At 71.1% G+C, this 19,854-nt stretch carries 16 protein-coding genes; 13 read left to right on the plus strand and 3 right to left on the minus strand.

The genetic code is table 11. From position 1 onward, the window contains the following. Nucleotides 1–6 precede the first annotated feature (6 nt). The 3 genes from ACIP89_RS05880 (at nt 7) to ACIP89_RS05890 (ending at nt 3,960) form a co-directional block, all read left to right on the plus strand. Nucleotides 7–585, plus strand: coding sequence for a TerD family protein (locus tag ACIP89_RS05880; protein WP_136328667.1), 579 nt, complete (start codon nt 7–9; stop codon nt 583–585). 128 nt (nt 586–713) lie between these two features. Next, nucleotides 714–2,699 (plus strand): TerD family protein, encoded by a 1,986-nt coding sequence (locus tag ACIP89_RS05885; RefSeq protein ID WP_402113238.1) that lies wholly within the window; start codon nt 714–716, stop codon nt 2,697–2,699. 259 nt (nt 2,700–2,958) lie between these two features. Next, nucleotides 2,959–3,960, plus strand: coding sequence for a TerC family protein (locus ACIP89_RS05890; RefSeq protein WP_402113240.1), 1,002 nt, complete (start codon nt 2,959–2,961; stop codon nt 3,958–3,960). A 72-nt stretch (nt 3,961–4,032) separates the two neighbouring features. Here the strand turns inward: ACIP89_RS05890 and ACIP89_RS05895 are convergent, their stop codons facing one another. After that, nucleotides 4,033–4,689, minus strand: coding sequence for an MBL fold metallo-hydrolase (locus ACIP89_RS05895; RefSeq protein WP_401923234.1), 657 nt, complete (start codon nt 4,687–4,689; stop codon nt 4,033–4,035). A gap of 10 nt (nt 4,690–4,699) precedes the next feature. Then, entirely contained in the window at nt 4,700–5,392 is a 693-nt protein-coding gene (locus ACIP89_RS05900) for a maleylpyruvate isomerase family mycothiol-dependent enzyme (RefSeq protein WP_402113242.1), read from the minus strand. A gap of 175 nt (nt 5,393–5,567) precedes the next feature. On the opposite strand from ACIP89_RS05900, the gene uvrA reads away from it, so the two are divergent. Both uvrA and ACIP89_RS05910 read left to right on the plus strand, forming a co-directional pair. Then, nucleotides 5,568–8,627 carry an excinuclease ABC subunit UvrA gene (gene uvrA, locus ACIP89_RS05905; protein WP_402113245.1) on the plus strand — a complete coding sequence of 1,020 codons (3,060 nt, stop codon included), beginning with the start codon at nt 5,568–5,570 and terminating at the stop codon, nt 8,625–8,627. 269 nt (nt 8,628–8,896) lie between these two features. Beyond that, nucleotides 8,897–9,325, plus strand: a complete 429-nt coding sequence (locus tag ACIP89_RS05910) for a Rieske 2Fe-2S domain-containing protein (protein WP_371773844.1) — start codon at nt 8,897–8,899, stop codon at nt 9,323–9,325. A gap of 123 nt (nt 9,326–9,448) precedes the next feature. Here the strand turns inward: ACIP89_RS05910 and ACIP89_RS05915 are convergent, their stop codons facing one another. Beyond that, entirely contained in the window at nt 9,449–10,375 is a 927-nt protein-coding gene (locus ACIP89_RS05915) for a hypothetical protein (protein ID WP_401925686.1), read from the minus strand. A 227-nt stretch (nt 10,376–10,602) separates the two neighbouring features. Here ACIP89_RS05915 and ACIP89_RS05920 point away from each other — a divergent pair, with 227 nt between their 5' ends. The 8 genes from ACIP89_RS05920 (at nt 10,603) to ACIP89_RS05955 (ending at nt 19,851) form a co-directional block, all read left to right on the plus strand. After that, nucleotides 10,603–11,214: a papain-like cysteine protease family protein gene (locus tag ACIP89_RS05920; protein ID WP_402113248.1), complete on the plus strand. Its 612-nt coding sequence runs from the start codon at nt 10,603–10,605 to the stop codon at nt 11,212–11,214. A gap of 4 nt (nt 11,215–11,218) precedes the next feature. Beyond that, nucleotides 11,219–12,085 (plus strand): hypothetical protein, encoded by an 867-nt coding sequence (locus ACIP89_RS05925; RefSeq protein WP_402113251.1) that lies wholly within the window; start codon nt 11,219–11,221, stop codon nt 12,083–12,085. A 124-nt stretch (nt 12,086–12,209) separates the two neighbouring features. Continuing rightward, nucleotides 12,210–14,264, plus strand: coding sequence for an excinuclease ABC subunit UvrC (gene uvrC, locus ACIP89_RS05930; protein WP_402113253.1), 2,055 nt, complete (start codon nt 12,210–12,212; stop codon nt 14,262–14,264). Further along, the gene (rapZ, locus tag ACIP89_RS05935; protein WP_371773849.1) at nt 14,261–15,238 is read left to right on the plus strand and encodes an RNase adapter RapZ; all 978 of its coding nucleotides are present in this window, start codon (nt 14,261–14,263) and stop codon (nt 15,236–15,238) included. The genes uvrC and rapZ overlap by 4 nt, the downstream gene beginning before the upstream one ends. Next, nucleotides 15,235–16,269, plus strand: a complete 1,035-nt coding sequence (gene yvcK / locus ACIP89_RS05940) for a uridine diphosphate-N-acetylglucosamine-binding protein YvcK (RefSeq protein ID WP_402113256.1) — start codon at nt 15,235–15,237, stop codon at nt 16,267–16,269. The genes rapZ and yvcK overlap by 4 nt, the downstream gene beginning before the upstream one ends. After that, complete coding sequence (whiA, locus tag ACIP89_RS05945; protein WP_024494235.1) at nt 16,260–17,249, plus strand: DNA-binding protein WhiA; 990 nt, start codon at nt 16,260–16,262, stop codon at nt 17,247–17,249. Before yvcK ends, whiA begins: the two co-directional genes overlap by 10 nt. Nucleotides 17,250–17,520: 271 nt before the next feature. Then, complete coding sequence (gene gap, locus ACIP89_RS05950; RefSeq protein ID WP_327336348.1) at nt 17,521–18,531, plus strand: type I glyceraldehyde-3-phosphate dehydrogenase; 1,011 nt, start codon at nt 17,521–17,523, stop codon at nt 18,529–18,531. Between the two features lie 108 nt (nt 18,532–18,639). Further along, entirely contained in the window at nt 18,640–19,851 is a 1,212-nt protein-coding gene (locus ACIP89_RS05955) for a phosphoglycerate kinase (protein ID WP_402113259.1), read from the plus strand. Nucleotides 19,852–19,854 lie beyond the last annotated feature (3 nt).

The raw sequence follows: 19,854 nt of genomic DNA on the forward strand, positions 1-19,854 counted from the left end.
CAGCGCGTGACGGTCAATATGACCAAGGGCCAGGCCATCAGCCTGCAGAAGAGCGACGGGGGGACCCTGACCGCGGTACGGATGGGGCTCGGCTGGCAGGCGGCGCCGCGACGCGGCCTGTTCGGTTCGCGCACCCGGGAGATCGACTTGGACGCCTCGGCGGTCCTGTTCGCCGACAAGCAGCCGGTCGACGTCGTCTTCTTCCGGCACCTCGTCAGCGACGACGGCTCTGTCAAGCACACCGGGGACAACCTGGTCGGCGGCGCCGGCTCGGGCGGCGACGACGAGGCGATCCTGGTCGACCTCCAGCGGGTGCCGGTCCACATCGACCAGATCGTCTTCACGGTGAACTCCTTCACCGGCCAGACGTTCCAGGAGGTGCAGAACGCCTTCTGCCGCATCGTCGACGAGACCAACGGCCAGGAGCTCGCCCGCTACACCCTGGACGGCGGCGGTCAGTACACCGCCCAGATCATGGCGAAGGTGCACCGCTCGGGGAACGGCTGGCAGATGACCGCCATCGGCACCCCGGCCAACGGCCGCACCTTCCAGGACCTCATGCCGGCGATCCTGCCGCACCTGTAGGCGGAGCCGGACCAGCCGGTCCGTATCGGTAACGCGCAGCTCCCGGAGGCATCGGCCGCCGGGAGCTGCACCGCATCACCACCGCGGCACCGCGCCGCGCGGCAGCAACTCGTCGAGGGGACAGGGCAATGACGGCCGAGCTGGTCCGGGGGCAGAACCACACCTTGCCCCAGACCCGTCTGGAGATCCGGATTTCGGCGGGCGCGCCGGTCGTCGCGGGAGCCACGCTCGGGGACGAGCACGGCACGGTGCACGGCGTGGAGCGGATCGCCCACCCCGGCTCCCCGCAGCTGCCGGGGCTGGAGGTCTCCAGGCAGGCGGCCGCAGAGCACCGGCTCGCCGTCGACCTCGACGCCCTGCCCGAAGGCGTGCACCGGGTCACCGTGCTCCTCGCCCTGCCGCTGGGGGCGGGCGGCCCGGCCCGGTTCGGAGCGGTGGCCGCTCCCTTCGTCGCCGTCACCGGACTCGAAGGCACCGAGATCGCCACCTTCACCCTGACCGGACTGGACAGCGAGTCCGCGGTCGCCGCCCTGGAGCTCTACCGCAGGCAGGGCGCCTGGAAGGTCCGCGCGGTCGGCCAGGGCTATGCGGGCGGTCTCGCCGCGATGCTCGCCGACCAGGGCGTGGACCGGGCGGCCGAACTGGCCGGTTCGATCCAGGAGGCCGTCGCCCGGGGTCTGGCCCGCTCGGTGTCACCGCCGCCGCCCCGCGCCCCGGAGGGCGACCGGGTCCGGCACCCCGCCCGACCGGCACCCGCCCCGGACGGCGGGCAGCCCGCCGTCGGGCAGCCGCCAGTCGGGCCGCCCTCCGCAGGGCCGTCCCCAGTCGGGCAGCCCCCCGTCGGGCCGCCGGGCGCCCGGCAGCCCGAGAGCCCGGCCGCCGTCCCGTCCGGCCCCATCGACTACGCGCACCCGCGCCGCCAGTCCGCCGCACCCCCGCCGCCCCCTCCCGCCGCGCCGCCCGCCGGGCCCGGACAGCCGGCGCGGCCCGTTGCCGGGGACGCGACCGGCTGGTCCATGGACGAGCGCCTCTACAACCAGATCTGGGGGATGTTCGAGGACCTGGCCAGGACCATCGCCGCGTACCGCAGCGCGGTCGACTTCGCGGACTCCCGGATGGACCAGGAGCTGGAGCGGACCCTCTCCGACCCGCGCAGCCGGATCGGGGGTGCGGGCAGCCTCGCCCGTGAGCAGGCCCGCGCCAAACGCGACGAGCTGACCGGCCGGGCCCGCGAGGCGCTGGACCGCGACCTCGCCCAGCTGACCGCCGAGTCCGCCGTGGTGGAACCCGCGCTGCCCGCCCCTTACGCGGGCTGGGACAACCCGGTCTGGCACGCCTACCGGGTGCCGATGGAGATCCCGATGGCGCTGCGGATCGGTGACCTGCACCTGCCGGAGAGCGCCGCGCTGCGCATCCCGCTGCTGGTGCGGCTGCCGCTGGAGCGCGGGATCTGGATCGACAGCGGGCGCACGGCCTCCGAGGCGGCCGCCCTGACGGACGCCGACCAGCTGCACCGGCTGGCCATGGAGAGCGCGGTGCTGCACGCCGCCCGGCTGCTCGCCGTCTACCCGGCGGGCGAGTTCTCGGTCCATGTCATCGACCCGGCGGGAGCCGCCTCGGCCGCGCTCGCCCCGCTGGTCCGCGCCGGGGTGCTGGCGGGGCCGCCCGCGTCCGGTGCCGGGGGAGTGTCATCCGTCCTCGCCCAGCTCACCCGGCGGGTCGATCTGGTGCAGATGGCGATCAGGGCCGGCGCCGCGGATTCACTGCCGCCCGACCTGGACCCGGCTGAACAGCTGCTGATCGTCAACGACTTCCCGCACGGCTTCGACGACCGGGCCGTCAACCAGCTCCGCTACCTCGCCGACGAGGGGCCGTCCGTCGGCGTGCATCTGCTGATGGTCGCGGACCGGGAGGACGCCTCCGCGTTCGGGCCGGTGCTCGATCCGCTGTGGAGGTCGCTGCTCCGGCTCACCCCGATTGCCGACGACCATCTGGCCGACCCCTGGGTCGGCCATGCCTGGACGTACGAGCCGCTGACGACGCCTCCGGGCAGCCGCGTCCTTGAGCTGGTGCTCGCCCAGGTGGCGGCGGCCCGCCGCGGCGGGCCCCGCTGACCTGCTCCACCGCTGCTCGCTCCCTACCCCTCTGAGCTGGGGCTTTGATTCTTCTTTAGCCTTCCCTTTACCTTTCCTTGGTAATTCCTGTACTGTTCTTTGGGCGGAGGGGAGTACTCCCGATCGCGGCGTTCCCGTCAGTACGGACTGTGACCGGTCCCGGGGCGCCGGCCAGGCGCGCAGCCCGCGCGTCCAGGTGGAAGAGACCTCCGGCAGCGACGACGCTGATCAGTAGCCGTAGCGAACTGCCGGAGGCGCAGTGGACGTTTCATGGACCCTCTGGGCGCTGACCATCCTTGGTCTCAGCGCCCTCATCGCCGTCGACTTCTTCATCGGGCGCAAGCCCCATGACGTGTCGACCAAGGAAGCCGGAATCTGGACGGTCGTCTGGATCGCCCTGGCCGCCCTCTTCGGGCTCGGGCTGCTCGTCTTCGGCGAGACCCAGGCCTCCGGCGAGTTCTTCGCCGGTTTCATCACCGAGAAGTCGCTGAGCGTCGACAACCTCTTCGTCTTCGTGCTGATCATGGCGAAGTTCTCGGTGCCCTCGCACCTCCAGCAGCGCGTGCTGCTCTTCGGCGTTCTGATAGCGCTGGTGCTGCGGGCGATCTTCATCGCGGCCGGTGCGGCGGTCATCGCCAACTTCTCGTGGGTCTTCTACATCTTCGGCGCGTTCCTGATCTTCACCGCCTGGAAGCTCATCCAGGAGGCGCGGGCCGACGAGGAGGAAGAGGAGTTCGAGGAGAACCGTCTGCTGAAGACGATCGAGCGCCGCTTCGGTGTCGCCGACAGGTACCACGGCACCAAGCTCTTCATCCGGAACAACGGCAAGCGCGTCCTGACACCCCTGATGGTCGTCATGCTCGCCATCGGCACCACCGATGTGCTGTTCGCGCTGGACTCGATCCCGGCCATCTTCGGGCTGACCCAGGACCCGTACATCGTCTTCACCGCCAACGCCTTCGCCCTGATGGGGCTGCGGCAGCTGTACTTCCTGATCGGCGGTCTGCTGAAGAAGCTGGTCCACCTGAGCTACGGGCTCTCGGTGATCCTCGGCTTCATCGGCGTCAAGCTGGTGCTGCACGCCCTGCACGAGTCCGGGGTGCACGTCCCGGAGATCTCCATCCCGGTCTCGCTCGGCGTCATCTGCGGCGTGCTGGTGATCACCACGGTCACCAGTCTCCTGGCCACCAGGAAGCAGGCCGCCGCGGAGAGTGCGGAGGCCAGGGACGGTGCGGACAAGGGCGCCGGAATCGACGCCTGAACGGCCGCGAGGCGGTGACGCCCGCGGCGCGGCCCCGGTGCCCCTCGCTCGGCGAGGGGCACCGGGGCCTTTTCACCAGCCGCGGGCGCGCCACTCGGGCAGTCGCGGGCGCTCGTCGCCCAGCGTGGTGTCGTTGCCGTGGCCCGGGTAGACCCAGGTCTCGTCCGGCAGCGGGGCGAAGAGCTTGGTCTCCACATCGTCCAGCAGGTTCACGAAGGCCTCGGCGTCCCCGAAGGTGTTGCCGACCCCGCCCGGGAAGAGGCAGTCCCCGGTGAACAGGTGCGGGGCGCCGTGCGGGTCGTCGTAGAGGAGCGCGATCGAACCCGGTGTGTGCCCGGTCAGATGGCGGGCGGTCAGGGCGACCTGTCCGACCCGGATCATGTCGTCGTCCTCGACGAGCACATCGGTGGGGACCTCGATCCCCTCGGCGTCGTAACGCCCGGCGTACGTACGGGCGCCGGTGGCCGCCACGACCTCGCCCAGCGCCTGCCAGTGGTCGCCGTGCCGGTGGGTGGTGACGACCGAGGCGATCGAGTCGTCACCGATCAGCCGCAGCAGGGTCCCGGCCTCGTTCGCCGCGTCGATCAGGAGCTGCTCGCCGGTGGCCCGGCAGCGCAGCAGATAGGCGTTGTTGTTCATCGGGCCGACGGCGACCTTGGAGATCATCAGATCCGTCAGCTCGTGTACGTCCGCCCGCCCGCCGACCTTGACCACTCCGCTGTACGTCATGCGGCTCAGCCTATAGCGGGGGCAGTGCGGGCAGGGACTGTCCGCCCTCGACGGTCAGCGAGAAGCCGTCGCGGCGCCCGCTGAGCCAGCCGAGCAGCTCGGGGGCCGGCCCTCGGACCGCTACCGGTCCGCCTTCCTTCCCGCCCCCCGTCGTCCAGAGGCGGCCCGTGTCGTCAGCCACGCCCATGGACACGACATCCGGGTGTCCGGCGAACCGCTCGGCCAGGAAGTCGATCTCCCGGGCGGTGAACTCGTCCGGGAGATCCTCCAGCTCGTAGCCGACCCCCAGGTCGACGTGGTGCAGCTCGACCTCGATGCGGCGGCGGAAGGGGATCCGGGAGGCGGAGTCCGTCACACCGTTGCGCATCGTGACCGTGCGTGACCAGTCGGCCGGGGCGGCGGCCGCCGCCACGAAACCGGCCGCGCTCTCCGCCAGGTCGGCCAGCTGTTCGGCCTGCGGCCGGGGGGCGTCGCGCTCGATCTCGCGGGCGCGGGTTTCGCTGTCTGCGTACATCGGCCGACCCTGGAGAACATTTACCAGCGCGTCGGCGTTACGTGAAAGGTGCGCGAGGACATGACCCCGGCTCCAGCCGGGCAGCCGCGACGGCCGGGCCAGTTCGGAGTCGTCCAGTTTCTCCGTGGCGCTGAGCAGCCGGGTGGTCGCTTCGCGCAGTGCGTCCAGGTCATGCACGTGATCAGTCATGGGGCTGAGAGTAGCCCCGCCACTCATTCGGGTGAAGGAGTCATCAGCCGTCCGTAAATCGAATGCGCGTGCTATACGCTCGGAGATGAAAGCTCCGTACATCGCTGTGGCACCCCCCATACCCTGGGGCAGGGGCTCAGTTCCCCCGCTTCTCTCTAGAAAGGTGCGGACCGGCGTGGCCGACCGTCTCATCGTCCGTGGCGCTCGCGAGCACAACCTCAAGAACGTCTCGCTCGACCTTCCCCGCGACTCCCTCATCGTCTTCACCGGGCTCTCCGGGTCGGGCAAGTCGTCGCTCGCGTTCGACACGATCTTCGCCGAGGGGCAGCGCCGCTACGTGGAGTCGCTCTCCTCGTACGCCCGGCAGTTCCTCGGTCAGATGGACAAGCCGGACGTCGATTTCATCGAGGGGCTGTCGCCCGCCGTCTCGATCGACCAGAAGTCGACCTCGCGCAACCCGCGCTCGACGGTCGGCACCATCACGGAGGTCTACGACTACCTCCGGCTGCTCTTCGCCAGGATCGGCAAGCCGCACTGTCCCGAGTGCGGGCGGCCCATCTCGCGCCAGTCGCCGCAGGCCATTGTGGACAAGGTGCTCGGCCTGCCCGAGGGCAGCCGCTTCCAGGTCCTCTCCCCGCTGGTGCGCGAGCGCAAGGGCGAGTTCGTCGACCTCTTCGCGGACCTGCAGACCAAGGGCTACAGCAGGGCCAGGGTCGACGGCGCGACCGTCCAGCTCTCCGAGCCGCCCGCGCTCAAGAAGCAGGAGAAGCACACCATCGAGGTGGTCATCGACCGCCTCACCGTCAAGGACAGCGCCAAGCGCCGGCTGACCGACTCGGTTGAGACCGCGCTGGGCCTCTCCGGCGGCATGGTCGTGCTCGACTTCGTCGACCTCCCCGAGGACGACCCCGAGCGTGAGCGGATGTACTCCGAGCACCTCTACTGCCCGTACGACGACCTCTCCTTCGAGGAGCTGGAGCCGCGCTCCTTCTCCTTCAACTCGCCCTTCGGCGCCTGCCCCGACTGCACCGGCATCGGCACGCGCATGGAGGTCGACCCGGAGCTGATCGTCCCCGACGAGGAGAAGTCCCTCGATGAGGGCGCGATCCACCCCTGGTCGCACGGCCACACCAAGGAGTACTTCGGCCGCCAGATCAACGCGCTGGCCGAAGCCCTCGGCTTCCGTACGGACATCCCCTGGGCCGGGCTGCCGCAGCGTGCCAAGAAGGCCCTGCTGCACGGCCACAAGATCCAGACCGAGGTCCGCTACCGCAACCGGTACGGGCGCGAGCGCGCCTACACCACCCCCTCCTTCGAAGGCGCGGTCCAGTTCGTCAAGAGGCGGCACTCCGAGGCGGAGAGCGACTCCAGCCGGGAGCGCTTCGAGGGCTACATGCGCGAGGTGCCCTGCCCGACCTGCGAGGGCACCCGCCTCAAGCCGATCGTCCTGGCGGTGACGGTGATGGAGAAGTCCATCGCAGAGGTCTCCGCGATGTCGATCAGCGAGTGCGCCGACTTCCTCGGCCGGATGAAGCTGAACGCCCGCGACAAGAAGATCGCGGAGCGGGTGCTCAAGGAGGTCAACGAGCGGCTGAAGTTCCTGGTCGACGTGGGCCTGGACTACCTCTCGCTGAACCGCGCGGCCGGCACCCTGTCCGGCGGCGAGGCCCAGCGCATCCGGCTCGCCACCCAGATCGGCTCCGGCCTGGTCGGCGTGCTCTATGTGCTGGACGAGCCGTCCATCGGCCTGCACCAGCGGGACAACCACCGGCTGATCGAGACCCTGGTCCGGCTCCGCGACATGGGCAACACCCTCATCGTCGTCGAGCACGACGAGGACACCATCAAGGTCGCGGACTGGGTCGTCGACATCGGCCCCGGCGCCGGTGAGCACGGCGGCAAGGTGGTCCACTCCGGTTCGCTCAAGGAACTGCTGGCCAACGAGAAGTCGATCACCGGTCAGTACCTGACCGGCAAGAGGTCGATCGCGATGCCCGACGTCCGGCGTCCCGTCGACCCCTCGCGCCTGCTCACGGTGCACGGCGCCCGGGAGAACAACCTCCAGGACATCGACGTCTCCTTCCCGCTCGGGGTGCTGACAGCGGTCACCGGTGTCTCCGGCTCCGGCAAGTCGACCCTGGTCAACGACATCCTCTACACCCATCTGGCGCGCGAGCTGAACGGCGCCAAGTCGGTCCCCGGCCGGCACACCCGGGTCGACGGGGACGATCTCGTCGACAAGGTCGTGCACGTCGACCAGTCGCCCATCGGCCGTACGCCCCGCTCCAACCCGGCGACGTACACCGGCGTCTTCGACCACGTCCGCAGGCTGTTCGCGGAGACGATGGAGGCCAAGGTCCGCGGCTACCTGCCGGGCCGGTTCTCCTTCAACGTCAAGGGCGGCCGCTGCGAGAACTGCTCCGGTGACGGCACCATCAAGATCGAGATGAACTTCCTGCCGGACGTGTACGTCCCGTGCGAGGTCTGCCACGGAGCGCGCTACAACCGGGAGACCCTGGAGGTCCACTACAAGGGCAAGTCCATCGCAGAGGTGCTGGACATGCCCATCGAGGAGGGCCTGGAGTTCTTCGAGGCCGTGCCGACCATCGCGCGCCATCTGCGCACGCTCAACGAGGTCGGTCTCGGATACGTCAGGCTCGGTCAGTCCGCGCCGACGCTCTCCGGCGGTGAGGCGCAGCGCGTGAAGCTGGCCAGCGAGCTCCAGAAGCGCTCGACCGGCCGCACGGTCTACGTGCTGGACGAGCCGACCACCGGTCTGCACTTCGAGGACATCTCCAAGCTCATCAAGGTGCTCTCCGGTCTGGTCGACAAGGGCAACACGGTGATCGTCATCGAGCACAACCTCGATGTCGTCAAGACCGCCGACTGGGTCATCGACATGGGTCCGGAGGGGGGCAACGGCGGTGGTCTGGTCATCGCCGAGGGCACCCCGGAGTACGTGGCCGGAGTCCCCGCCAGCCACACCGGCAAGTTCCTCCAGGGCATCCTGGACGCGGACCGGGTCAGCGAGGCGGCGGTTCCCGCAGCCCGTAAGCCGGCCCGGAAGACGGCCGCGAAGAAGGCGGTCGCCGCGAAGTCCGCTCCCGCCAGGAAGACGGCGACGGCCAAGGCGGACCGGAGCGAGACGGCGAAGGCCACCGGCAAGGCAGCGGCGAAGAAGGCCGCCACCAGGAAGCCCGCCGCCAAGAAGGCGGCCCGCGCGCGCAAGGCCTGACAGCCCGGCGGACACCCAGCGCCCAGGGCGTGACGGCAGGCGAGGCGGCGGTTCCCGATTACGGGAGCCGCCGCCTCGCCGCACGTACGGCACCCCCGTACGGCACCCCTCCTACCGCAGCCGCCCCGCGCGACCTGCCGCACCGCCCCCGGGCGCCGGGGCATCCGTCCCCGCCGGTATCGTCGGTTACGTCACCGATGCCTCCGCTGCCGCTGCTGTCCCAGGCACCTCTGGCACCGCACCGAATCCCTCAGACCAGTGGAGACCGCATGCCCGGCCAGCCCGCCGCCCGCCGTACCGTGCTGAAGGGCGCCGCTCTCGTGGGCGTCGCCGGGCTGGGGACGGCCGCCTGCTCGACCGACTCGAAGCTCGGGCACGCCGAGACGCCGACGCCCACCGCACCCGTCGAGCTCGGCGCCCCGGACGAGGTGGCGGTGGGCGAGTCCAAGCTCTTCCGTGAGCAGCGCGTCATCGTCAGCTGCCCGGCCAAGGGCCAGTACAAGGCGTTCAGCGCCCAGTGCACCCACGCGGGCTGCCTGCTGGACAAGGTCGAGGAGAACGAGGGGCACTGCCCCTGCCACGGCAGCCGCTTCGACACCACCACCGGCAAGGCCGTGCACGGTCCGGCGACCGTACCGCTGCCCTCCGTCCCGGTCAGAGTCGAGGGCGGCCGACTGGTCGCGGGCCCCGAAGCCTGAACCGGCCTGGACCGGCCGCACATCTGAACCGGCCCCACCCGGACCGGCCCGACGTCTGACACCGCACCGCCCACACCGTCCGCACCCCCGCCCCGCACCGTCCCGTCCCGGTGGCGGCCCGGCTCACTCCCAGTCCCAGTCGATGCCGACCAGCCCCGGCCGCACCCCCTGCTCCACCAGGTGGACCGTCCGGTGGCGGCCGGTGAGGGTGAGGTCCGTCCGGGCGCCGCGCGGCGCCCCCGCGGACACCTGGACGAAGCGCCGGCACCGGACCGGCAGCGCCTCCTCGTCGAACCGGACCTGGAGCACGTACTGCCCGCCGCCGAAGCTGAAACCGCGCACGTACTCGCCGCAGGGCCCGCCCGTACCGTCCTCGAAGCCGTAGCCGAAGAGGTACGTGTCGCCCGCCCGCAGCCGGGTGTCGAAGAGCAGCTCCGCGACCAGTACCCCCGTCTCCGCGTCCCAGCGGACCCGCCCCGTCCGGCAGTTCTCCCGCGCGCTCACCCCGACCCGCGCCGGGTCGCAGCCCGGATCGCCCCGGTACACGGCGAGGTAGCGGTCGATGCCGTCGCGGTGGGCGCGCACCACGTGCTGGGAGCTGCGCCGCTGCATCCGGCGGCCGGGTCCGATCCGTACCCGCTCCTGGTGCCCCACCGTGTGCAGCCCGCCGTCCGCGGGTGACTCCATCGCCGTGAGCAGCCGCTCGACCGCGCCGGACGCGTCCACCAGGGAACGGTAGGAGCGGCCCTGCGGGCGGTCGGCCTCCGGGCGGGGCTCTCCGGCCCCCAGCAGCCCGAGCAGGGAGTTCCCCGGCAGCTCCAGCACCTCCTCCAGCGCCTTCACGGCCCGCAGGGACTCCGGGCGCTGCGGACGCCTGGCGCCCTGCTGCCAGTAACACAGGCTGGTCACACCGACCTTCACCCCGCGGTGCGCCAGATGGTGCTGGACCCGCTGGAGCGGCAGCCCGCGCACCGAGAGCGCGGTGCGCAGAGCCAGATGGAACGGGCCGGTGTGCAGCACCTGCGCCAGTTCGGCCTCGGTGTGCTGCATGGGTCCTCCAGGTGAACGTTCACGTCGCGCGGGGGCGGGGCCGCGCCGGTGGATGCCGGTCCGCAGGTGGCCGGGGGGAGGCGTTCACGGAGCCGCCCCCGGGCGTTCACACCGCGATGTTCCCCCGCATTGAAGCGTGTTGACCCGTTCCCGACAACGGTTGATGCTCCTCGACAGCGTCCGGACGCGCTCCTTGGAACCCCACCCCCCGCCCCGGGAGGACCACCATGCGCAACCGAAGAGTCAGGCCCAGAAGGCTGTCGGTCACAGCCCTGCTCGCCGCCGTACTGCTCGCCGTACCCGCGGCGACCGCCACCGCGTCGGACCAGAGCCGCTCCGCACCCACCACCACCCTCGCCGCCGCCCAGCGGCTGAACATCACCATGCAGGCCCAGCAGAAGACCAACTGGTGCTGGGCCGCGGCGGGCAACACCGTCGCCACCTGGTTCGGCCGGAACTACAGCCAGAACGAGTTCTGCAACGCCTCCTTCGGCCGGGCGCAGGGCTACGAGTGCCCCAACTCGCAGGCCTCGCTCGGCAACGTCCAGGACGGTCTGTACTGGGCGGGCATCAACCCCGGCTCTTACGTCACCGGCTGGCTGCGCTACCCCACCGTGCAGGCCGAGATCAGCGCCGGGCGGCCGGTGGAGACCCGCATCCAGTGGTCCTCCGGCGGCGGCCACATGCACGTCCTGTACGGCTACGACGACGCGAACAGCTGGGTCTACTGGGGCGATCCATGGCCCTCCAACAACCGCTACAACTGGGCCTCGCACGCCTGGTACGTGAACAACGGCGAGTTCTCCTGGACCCACTCGCTCTACCGGATCGGGGCGTGACGGCATGACCTCCACCCGTACCGCGCGCGGCGCACGTCCCTTCGCCGCCGCCCTCGCCGCGAGCGGGGTGCTGGCGGGCGCCGCCCTGCTCACCGTCGCCCCGCGGGCCGAGGCCGCCACCGGCCCCTCGGCCACCCCGGCCTCCCTGGCGGCGGCCCACGAGGCGGCCACCGACGCCGCAACCCTGGACACCCTGTCCCGGTTCTTCGCCCGGGAGGGCGCCGTCACCAGGGCGGCCGCCGCCCCACGGATCGAGGGCGCGGCCGTGCCCGTCCGCACCCTGTCCGCCGATTTCGTCGCCGGCGAACCGGGGGCGCCCGTCGCCGTGCTCGACTACCTGGCCAGCACCGCCGTCTCCTCCGACGGCCAGAAGGCGTCCCTGTGGACACTGCCGGAGCCGGGCAAGGACGGGCACTGGCAGGTGGTGAACATCGCGACCGGCGACGACGAGACCCGCTACGCCGCCGCGGGCGCCCGCGCGCTGCCCGGCGGCACCGTCTTCCGGGAGCCCCAGATCGACGCCTGGTACGTCCAGAAGGGCAGCCGGGTGCTCCCGCTGGACCGGGACGCGGTGGGCGCGGTCGGCAAGGAAGGCACCACCCTGGCCGGCTACCGCACCCGGGTACGGGCCGCGTACGCGGACAAGCTCCCCGGCTCCGGGTACGCCCGCTCGGGCCGGGCGGGCGGCTACGGGCCGTCCGGCGAGAAGGCCGCGGCGGTGCGGTCCGGACCTGCCATCGCGGCGGACACCGGCCCGGCCACCGCCCTGACCGCCACCTCGGGGGCGGCGGCCGCGGGCGCCGCCGTCGTACTCGCCCTGTGCGCGGCCACCGTCCTGCGCAACCGCGGACGCCGCCGCGGTCAGGGCTGACGGCGGGCCCCGCCCGCGCCCGAAGACCCCGGACTCCGGGACACGTGCCCCAACCCGTGTCCCGGAGCCCGGCGCCACCCGTGCGCACGCCGCGTTGTCACCGCCCGCAAGTAGGGTGGGAGACATGGCAGACCCCTCCAGCTACCGCCCCAAGCCGGGACAGATCCCCGACTCCCCGGGGGTCTACAAATTCCGCGACGAACACCGCCGGGTGATCTACGTCGGGAAGGCGAAGAACCTGCGCCAGCGCCTGGCCAACTACTTCCAGGACCTGGCGGGCCTCCATCCGCGTACGCGCACGATGGTGACCACCGCCGCGTCCGTGGAGTGGACCGTCGTCTCCACGGAGGTGGAGGCGCTCCAGCTGGAGTACTCCTGGATCAAGGAGTACGACCCCAGGTTCAACGTCAAGTACCGCGACGACAAGAGCTATCCGTACCTCGCCGTCACGCTCAACGAGGAGTTCCCGCGCGTGCAGGTGATGCGCGGGGCGAAGAAGAAGGGCGTGCGCTACTTCGGTCCGTACGGCCACGCCTGGGCGATCCGCGAGACGGTCGACCTGATGCTGCGGGTCTTCCCCGTCCGCACCTGCTCCGCCGGTGTCTTCAAGAACGCCGCCAGGACCGGCCGCCCCTGCCTCCTCGGCTACATCGGCAAGTGCTCGGCCCCCTGCGTCGGCCGGGTCACCCCCGAGGAGCACCGCGAACTGGCCGACGACTTCTGCGACTTCATGGCCGGCCGCACCGGCGCCTACATCCGCCGCCTGGAGAAGGACATGACGGCGGCGGCCGAGGAGATGGAGTACGAGCGGGCGGCCCGCCTCCGCGACGACGCGGAGGCGCTCAAGCGCGCGATGGAGAAGAGCGCCGTCGTGCTCGCCGACGCCACCGACGCCGACCTCATCGCGGTCGCGGAGGACGAGCTGGAGGCCGCCGTCCAGATCTTCCACGTCCGGGGCGGCCGGGTGCGCGGCCAGCGCGGCTGGGTCACCGACAAGGTGGAGAACGTCGACACCTCCGGACTGGTCGAGCACGCGCTCCAGCAGCTGTACGGCGAGGAGGCCGGGGACGCGGTCCCCAAGGAGGTCCTCGTCCCGGCCCTCCCAGAGGACCCGGACGCGGTCTCCCAGTGGCTGGCGGACCGCCGGGGCTCCCAGGTCAGCCTGCGCATCCCGCAGCGCGGCGACAAGAAGGACCTGATGGCCACGGTCCAGCGCAACGCCCAGCAGGCCCTGGGGCTGCACAAGACCAAGCGCGCCTCCGACCTGACCACCCGCTCCCGGGCCCTGGAGGAGATCGCCGAGGCCCTCGGCCTGGACACGGCTCCGCTGCGCATCGAGTGCTTCGACATCTCCCACCTCCAGGGCGACGACGTGGTGGCGTCCATGGTGGTCTTCGAGGACGGGCTGGCCCGCAAGGGGGAGTACCGCCGCTTCCAGATCAAGACCTTCGAGGGGCAGGACGACGTCCGCTCGATGCACGAGGTGATCGGCCGGCGCTTCCGCCGCTACCTGCACGAGAAGGAGGCCACGGGGGAGTGGGAGGAGACACCCGCCGGGACCGGGCCCGCCCGTGCCCCCGCGCCCACCGGCCCGGTTCCCGCACCCACCGGCCCCGCCCCGGACTCCGCGGCCGAGCCCCGCGAGGACGACGGCCGGCCCAAGCGGTTCGCCTACCCGCCGCAGCTCCTGGTGGTCGACGGCGGCCAGCCCCAGGTCGCCGCGGCCAAGCGGGCGCTCGACGAGCTGGGGATCGACGACATCGCGGTCTGCGGCCTGGCCAAGCGCCTCGAAGAGGTCTGGCTGCCCGATGACGACGACCCGGTGGTGCTGCCCCGCTCCAGCGAGGGCCTCTACCTCCTCCAGCGCATCCGTGACGAGGCGCACCGGTTCGCCATCACCTACCAGCGCGCCAAACGGGCCAAGCGCATCCGCTCCAGCCCCCTGGACGAGGTGGCCGGTCTCGGCGATACCCGGAAGCAGGCGCTGATCAAGCATTTCGGCTCCGTGAAGAAGCTGCGGCAGGCGACAATCGACGAGATCTGCGAGGTTCCGGGGATAGGCCGCAGAACGGCGGAATCAGTGGCCGTCGCGCTCGCCTCGACCACCCCGGCCGCGCCCGCCGTGAACACGGCCACAGGAGAGATCATCGAAGAGGACGACGGGGGCAGTACGACATGACTGAACGCGAACATGAACAAGGGCACGACCGCACAGACCGAGCAGACGGAGCAGGACACGTGAGTACGGGCACCCCGGCGGGCACCCCGGCCGAGACGGCCGACAGCGCCGCCGCCATCCCCGAGCTGGTGATCATCTCCGGCATGTCGGGCGCCGGGCGCAGCACCGCGGCCAAGTGCCTGGAGGACCTCGGCTGGTTCGTCGTGGACAACCTGCCGCCCGCGCTGATCCCCACCATGGTGGAGCTCGGCGCCAGGTCCCAGGGCAACGTCGCCCGGATCGCCGTGGTCGTGGACGTCCGCGGCCGCCGCTTCTTCGACAACCTCCGGGAGTCCCTCGCGGACCTGGAGGCCAAGGGCGTCACCCGGCGGATCGTCTTCCTGGAGTCCTCCGACGACGCCCTGGTCCGCCGCTTCGAGTCCGTCCGCCGCCCGCACCCCCTCCAGGGCGACGGCCGCATCGTCGACGGCATCGCCGCGGAGCGCGACCTGCTGCGCGAGCTGCGCGGCGACGCCGACCTGGTGATCGACACCTCCAGCCTCAACGTGCACGAGCTGCGCGCCAAGATGGACGCCCAGTTCGCCGGTGACGAGGAGCCGGAGCTCCGGGCCACGGTGATGTCCTTCGGCTACAAGTACGGTCTCCCGGTCGACGCCGACCTCGTGGTGGACTGCCGCTTCCTGCCCAACCCGCACTGGGTCCCCGAGCTGCGCCCCTTCACCGGGCTCAACGAGGAGGTCTCCGCGTACGTCTTCGACCAGCCGGGCGCGAAGGAGTTCCTCAACCAGTACACGGAACTGCTCCAGCTCATCGCCGCGGGATACCGCCGCGAGGGCAAGCGCTACGTGACCATCGCCGTGGGCTGCACGGGCGGCAAGCACCGTTCCGTCGCCATGTCGGAGAAGCTGTCGGCGCGGCTCGCGGCCGAAGGGATCGAGACCGTGCTCGTACACCGGGACATGGGGCGCGAGTGACCAGTCGCAATCTGCGTCTGCGCCGGCTGAGCAGGGCCACCTCCGCACTGTCCGGCCGCAAGCGCGGCGCACAGCCCAAGGTCGTCGCGCTCGGCGGCGGCATGGGGCTGTCCGCCTCGCTGGCCGCGCTGCGGCGGATCACCGGTGATCTGACCGCCGTGGTCACCGTCGCGGACGACGGCGGCTCCAGCGGCCGGCTCCGCGAGGAGCTGGGCGTCCTGCCGCCCGGCGACCTGCGCAAGGCGCTGGCCGCCCTGTGCGGCGACGACGACTGGGGCCAGACCTGGGCCCAGGTCATCCAGCACCGCTTCCAGTCCAAGGGCGATCTGCACGAACACGCCGTCGGCAATCTGCTGATCGTCGCCCTGTGGGAGCAGCTGGGCGACCACGTCCAGGCCCTGGACCTGGTCGGCAAGCTCCTCGGGGCACACGGCCGGGTGCTCCCGATGTCCGCCGTGCCGCTGGAGCTCCAGGCGCTCGTACGGGGACACGACCCGAAGCGCCCGGACGAGGTGGACACGGTCCGCGGCCAGGCCACCGTGGCGCTCACCCCGGGCGAGGTGCAGTCCGTGCACCTCGTCCCGGCCGACCCGCCGGCCGTCCCGGAAGCGGTCGCGGCGGTCCTGGACGCGGACTGGGTGGTCCTCGGCCCCGGGTCCTGGTTCTCCTCGGTCATCCCCCATCTGCTCGTCCCCGATCTGCTGGACGCGCTGATCGAAACGAAGGCCCGGAAGGTCCTCTCGCTGAACCTCGCGCCACAACCCGGTGAAACAGATGGCTTCTCTCCGCAGCGTCATTTGGAGGTTTTGGGACGACACGCCCCTAAACTCGCCTTGGACGTGGTGCTGGCCGACGAGGCTGCCGTGCCCGACCGCGAGTCCCTCGCCGATGCCGCAAAACGGCTCGGTGCCGCGGTCGAGCTGGCGCCCGTGGCCTCACCCGACGGCGTTCCGATTCACGATCCGGAGCTGTTGGCCGCCGCGTACGACCGTATTTTTCGGATGCATGGAAGGATCGGCCCATGGCGATGACGCCAGCGGTGAAGGACGAAATCTCTCGGCTTCCCGTGACCCGGACCTGCTGCAGGAAGGCAGAGGTCTCGGCGATTCTTCGGTTCGCGGGTGGGCTGCACCTGGTGAGCGGCCGGATTGTGATCGAGGCGGAGCTGGACACCGCGATGGCGGCGCGCCGGCTGAAGCGGGACATCCTCGAAATCTTCGGGCACAGCTCGGAGCTGATCGTGATGGCACCCGGCGGGCTGCGGCGGGGCTCCCGCTACGTCGTACGAGTGGTGGCGGGCGGCGATCAGCTGGCCCGGCAGACGGGTCTGGTGGACGGCCGCGGCCGTCCCATCCGCGGGCTTCCCCCGCAGGTGGTCTCGGGGGCCACCTGCGATGCGGAGGCCGCCTGGCGCGGGGCGTTCCTGGCGCACGGCTCGCTCACCGAGCCCGGTCGCTCCTCGTCACTGGAGGTGACCTGCCCGGGACCGGAGGCGGCCCTCGCGCTGGTCGGCGCCGCCCGCCGGCTCTCCATCGCGGCCAAGGCCCGCGAGGTCCGCGGCGTGGACCGGGTCGTCGTCCGCGACGGCGACGCGATCGGCGCCCTGCTCACCCGGCTCGGCGCCCATGAGTCGGTGCTGGCCTGGGAGGAGCGGCGGATGCGGCGCGAGGTCCGCGCCACCGCCAACCGCCTCGCCAACTTCGACGACGCGAACCTGCGCCGGTCCGCCAGGGCCGCCGTGGCCGCGGGTGCCCGGGTGGGGCGCGCGCTGGAGATCCTGGGCGAGGAGGTGCCGGAGCACCTCGCGGCGGCCGGACGGCTGCGCATGGAGCACAAGCAGGCCTCCCTGGAGGAGCTGGGCGCCCTGGCCGATCCGCCGCTGACCAAGGACGCCGTCGCGGGCCGCATCCGCCGGCTCCTGGCGATGGCCGACAAGCGGGCCCAGGACCTGGGCATCCCGAGCACGGAGTCCACCCTCAGCGAAGAGCTGGCCGACGGGCTGGTCGGCTGATCAGGGCGGGTCCGCAGCACCCCCGCCGCCGGGCGGCGCGGTACGCGCCTCGGTCCCGGTGGCGTTGACACCGCGTAATCGTCGCAGCGGACGGGGCCGGACAACCGGAGGCCCGTGCTCCTACCGGGGAGTACGGGTCTCGGTCGTTCTTCCGGCCCCGCTCGATGTCACCCCGGCCGCCTCGGAGAGGTAGGGTCGTAGGCGGTCGGGGACATCCCATACACACTCGCCGGCGTCTAAAAGCCGGCGTCCCTAACGAGGAGATCGGTTCGTGACGATCCGCGTAGGCATCAACGGCTTTGGCCGCATCGGTCGTAACTACTTCCGCGCGCTGCTGGAGCAGGGTGCGGACATCGAGATCGTGGCTGTCAACGACCTGGGTGACACTGCGACCACGGCTCACCTGCTGAAGTACGACACCATTCTGGGTCGTCTCAAGGCCGAGGTCAGCCACACCGCCGACACCATCACCGTCGACGGTCACACCATCAAGGTGCTCTCGGAGCGCAACCCGGCGGACATCCCCTGGGGTGAGCTGGGCGTCGACATCGTCATCGAGTCGACCGGCATCTTCACCAAGAAGGCCGACGCCGCCAAGCACATCGCGGGCGGCGCGAAGAAGGTCCTCATCTCGGCTCCGGCCAAGGACGAGGACATCACCATCGTGATGGGCGTCAACCAGGACAAGTACGACGCGGCCAACCACCACGTCATCTCCAACGCCTCCTGCACCACCAACTGTGTGGCGCCGATGGCCAAGGTTCTCGACGAGAACTTCGGCATCGTCAAGGGCCTGATGACGACGGTCCACGCGTACACGAACGACCAGCGGATCCTGGACTTCCCGCACTCGGACCTGCGTCGCGCCCGCGCCGCCGCCGAGAACATCATCCCCACCACGACCGGCGCCGCCAAGGCGACCGCCCTGGTCCTCCCGCAGCTCAAGGGCAAGCTCGACGGCATCGCGATGCGCGTCCCGGTCCCGACCGGTTCCGCCACCGACCTCGTCGTCACCCTGCAGCGCGAGGTCACCAAGGACGAGGTCAACGCCGCGTTCAAGAAGGCGTCCGACGACGGCGACCTCAAGGGCTTCCTGACGTACACCGAGGACCCGATCGTGTCCTCGGACATCGTCGGCGACCCGTCGTCCTGCACCTTCGACTCCTCCCTGACCATGGTCCAGGAGGGCAGCACGGTGAAGATCCTCGGCTGGTACGACAACGAGTGGGGCTACTCCAACCGCCTCGTCGACCTGACCGTCTTCGTCGGCAGCCAGCTCTGACCCTCGAATCGGCAGGCACCTCGATGTGAGCACGGGGCTCGAACAGCGCAACGAAGCGCCGTTCGAGCCCCGTTGCATGCTCTCTCGTCCCTCCAAGGAGTGCAGAAGATGAAGACGATCGACGAACTTCTCGCCGAAGGGGTCACCGGCAAGCGCGTATTCGTCCGCGCCGACCTCAACGTGCCGCTCAGCGGCACCACCATCACCGACGACGGCCGCATCCGCGCCGTCCAGCCGACCGTGGAGAAGCTGGCCGCGGCCGGCGCCCGGGTCGTCGTCGCCTCGCACCTGGGCCGCCCCAAGGGCGCCCCGGACCCGGCGTTCTCGCTGGCGCCCGCGGCCACCCGGCTGGGTGAACTGCTCGGGACCGACGTGGCGTTCGCGACCGACACGGTCGGCGAGTCCGCCCGCGCCACGGTCGCCGCCCTCACCGACGGCAAGATCGCCGTCATCGAGAACCTCCGCTTCAACGCCGGTGAGACGTCGAAGGACGACGCCGAGCGCGGCGCGTTCGCCGACCGGCTGGCCGAGCTCGCCGACGTGTACGTGGGTGACGGCTTCGGCGCCGTGCACCGCAAGCACGCCTCGGTCTTCGACCTCCCGGCGCGGCTCCCGCACTACGCGGGCTACCTCATCGCCACCGAGGTCGGCGTCCTGAAGAAGCTCACCACCGATGTGCAGCGGCCGTACGCGGTCGTGCTCGGCGGCGCCAAGGTCTCCGACAAGCTCGGCGTCATCGACCACCTGCTGGAGCGCGCCGACCGCATCCTGATCGGCGGCGGCATGGCGTACACCTTCCTCAAGGCCCAGGGCCACGAGGTCGGCAGCTCGCTGCTCCAGGAGGACCAGATCCCGGTGGTGCTGGAGTACCTGGAGCGCGCCAAGGAGAAGGGCGTGGAGTTCGTGCTCCCCGTCGACGTCGTGGTCGCCCCGGCGTTCCCCGACCTCAAGACCAAGGCCCCGGCCCAGGCCACCACCGTCGCCGCCGACGCCATGCCGGCCGGCCAGATGGGGCTGGACAACGGTCCGGAGACCAACAAGCTCTACGCATCGAAGCTCGCCGACGCGGCCACCGTCTTCTGGAACGGCCCCATGGGCGTCTTCGAGCACCCCGATTTCGCCGAGGGCACCCGGGCGGTCGCCCAGGCACTCGTCGACTCGTCCGGCTTCAGCGTGGTCGGCGGTGGCGACTCCGCCGCGGCCGTCCGCATCCTGGGCTTCGACGAGAACGCGTTCGGACACATCTCGACCGGTGGCGGCGCCAGCCTCGAATACCTTGAGGGCAAGACGCTTCCCGGCCTCGCCGCACTGGAGGACTGACCT

This window comes from Streptomyces sp. NPDC088730 (assembly GCF_044751215.1).
In the GTDB taxonomy this organism is placed as follows: domain Bacteria; phylum Actinomycetota; class Actinomycetes; order Streptomycetales; family Streptomycetaceae; genus Streptomyces.

Excerpts from the sequence above, each read along its gene's own strand:
- ACIP89_RS05925 (WP_402113251.1), top strand. The coding sequence starts at position 11,219 with ATGACCTCCACCCGTACCGCGCGCGGCGCACGTCCCTTCGCCGCCGCC.
- ACIP89_RS05910 (WP_371773844.1), top strand. The coding sequence starts at position 8,897 with ATGCCCGGCCAGCCCGCCGCCCGCCGTACCGTGCTGAAGGGCGCCGCT.
- ACIP89_RS05915 (WP_401925686.1), bottom strand. The coding sequence starts at position 10,375 with ATGCAGCACACCGAGGCCGAACTGGCGCAGGTGCTGCACACCGGCCCG.
- uvrC (WP_402113253.1), top strand. The coding sequence starts at position 12,210 with ATGGCAGACCCCTCCAGCTACCGCCCCAAGCCGGGACAGATCCCCGAC.
- ACIP89_RS05900 (WP_402113242.1), bottom strand. The coding sequence starts at position 5,392 with ATGACTGATCACGTGCATGACCTGGACGCACTGCGCGAAGCGACCACC.
- ACIP89_RS05955 (WP_402113259.1), top strand. The coding sequence starts at position 18,640 with ATGAAGACGATCGACGAACTTCTCGCCGAAGGGGTCACCGGCAAGCGC.
- ACIP89_RS05885 (WP_402113238.1), top strand. The coding sequence starts at position 714 with ATGACGGCCGAGCTGGTCCGGGGGCAGAACCACACCTTGCCCCAGACC.
- ACIP89_RS05920 (WP_402113248.1), top strand. The coding sequence starts at position 10,603 with ATGCGCAACCGAAGAGTCAGGCCCAGAAGGCTGTCGGTCACAGCCCTG.
- ACIP89_RS05895 (WP_401923234.1), bottom strand. The coding sequence starts at position 4,689 with ATGACGTACAGCGGAGTGGTCAAGGTCGGCGGGCGGGCGGACGTACAC.
- rapZ (WP_371773849.1), top strand. The coding sequence starts at position 14,261 with ATGACTGAACGCGAACATGAACAAGGGCACGACCGCACAGACCGAGCA.
- whiA (WP_024494235.1), top strand. The coding sequence starts at position 16,260 with ATGGCGATGACGCCAGCGGTGAAGGACGAAATCTCTCGGCTTCCCGTG.